Below are 1110 nucleotides of genomic sequence, written 5' to 3' on the forward strand. Positions count from 1 at the left end.
ATGAACTGGCGTGGCAGACCGTTGACCAGCCACGAGGTCGTCGTCAACACGATCGCCGCCACTCGCACCCGCACCGGGCTGCGGGTGGACGCCGTGCTTGACACCGGCGACTACCCCGTAGGCGTGTCGGTGAGCAGGGAGCGAATGAGTGCTCTCCCGATCACACCCCATGCCGAGCGCGGGAAGTGGAACTACACCATCGGGCCCGCCGCGACCGGCACGAAGGCCGCCGTCGGCATCGGCGAGCGGGACCGCAACCGGTCGGCGGCCCTGCATACCCTGGCCGACCCGCGGCTGACCGGCATGAGCCGAGGCAATCTGAAGGAGTTGGCCGCCAGCCTCGCTCCCGCACAAGCAGCGCGGGCCGAACAGCGCTACTTCGAACAGCGTGGCGGCAGACGTCGCCAAGTCAAGGGAAGTCACGGCCGACCTTTGCTCACCGACGCCGACAGGGTCCTGATCGCAGTTGTCTACCTGCGGCAGGTCTGCTCCCAGGTTGTCTTGTCCGAGTTGCTGGAAGTCAGCACGGGCCCGATTGCGGCCGCGGTCGTCGAGACCGGCAAGTTGCTGGCCAAACGCAAACACGGCATCGAGCCCACCGTTCTGCGCTTCACCAGCGCGACTGCGCTGCGGGGCTTCCTGGCCACCGACATCGTGCCGACGCGGCCGAACCGCCTGGCGACCCTCGGCGATCCGGCGCTGACCGGGATGAGTCGGCAAGAGCTGGCGAAGCTGATCGGGCGGCTGTCCTTGCACCAGGCCGCCGAAGCTGAACGGCGCAAGCATCGGCAGCGCGGAGCCGACAGGCAGTTCGGAGCCCGCGGAGGGATCTTCTCCGAGAAAATCACCGACGCCGAACGCGTCCTTGCCACCATCCTCAGCCTGCGCAAGGTCTGCAGCCGCGACGTGGTAGCCGACCTGTTCCAAGTGAGCCGACGCACCATCGGCAACGCAGTCCTGTGGGTCCGCCCCCTGCTGGACCAGGACGGATACACCGCAACACGTTCCAAGGGAAGCTACTCCACCGCCGCTGACCTCCTCAGCGCCATCGCAGAACACGAAGGCAACCGGGACGCACCGATATCGCCACGTTGAATCTTTACGACTCCA

The 1110-nt window shown here is 66.8% G+C and carries 1 protein-coding gene; it reads left to right on the top strand.

Features of this window, described 5'->3' with window-relative positions; genetic code table 11:
• The coding region (locus tag C6N31_RS42235) for an ISAzo13-like element transposase-related protein (protein WP_438817455.1) at positions 1-1095 on the top strand (1095 nt) is incomplete at its 5' end.
• Positions 1096-1110: the final 15 nt, after the last annotated feature.

The sequence above is a fragment of the Streptomyces fildesensis genome (assembly GCF_016107395.1).
Taxonomy (GTDB): Bacteria; Actinomycetota; Actinomycetes; order Streptomycetales; family Streptomycetaceae; genus Actinacidiphila; species Actinacidiphila fildesensis.